General features: G+C 50.0%; 1 protein-coding gene. It reads left to right on the top strand.

Going from position 1 to position 520, the window contains the following annotated elements:
* A partial coding sequence (locus tag R8N49_RS30360; RefSeq protein ID WP_318190852.1) for a fructose PTS transporter subunit IIB occupies positions 1-520 on the top strand: 520 nt, incomplete at both ends.

Below are 520 nucleotides of genomic sequence, written 5' to 3' on the forward strand. Positions count from 1 at the left end.
GACCGCAGTCGAAAGTGCAGCAACACTTGAACAAGCAACCACAGTTGAAGCGCCTGTCGAAAGTGCTTCTGCAACCAAGAAAATCGTCGCTATTACGGCATGCCCTACTGGTGTTGCACATACCTTCATGGCAGCAGAAGCTTTAGAAGAAGAAGGCAAACGCCGTGGTCACCAAATTAAGGTGGAAACTCGTGGCTCTGTTGGCGCGAAGAACCAACTAACTGACCAAGAAATCGCAGATGCGGACTTGGTTATCATTGCCGCGGACATCGAAGTGCCACTTGATCGCTTCAACGGCAAAAAAATGTACCGTACAAAGACTGGCCCAGCTCTGAAGAAAACCGCTGAAGAGATGGACAAAGCGTTCGAACAAGCCACGATTTACCAACATTCAGGCTCTGCAAGTTCTGCTTCGGCAGCAGACGAGAAAAGAGGCGCATACAAACACCTAATGACGGGTGTTTCGCACATGCTTCCTGTCGTCGTCGCAGGTGGTTTGATCATCGCCCTATCGTTCGTA

This window comes from Vibrio sp. 1978, from assembly GCF_033344345.1.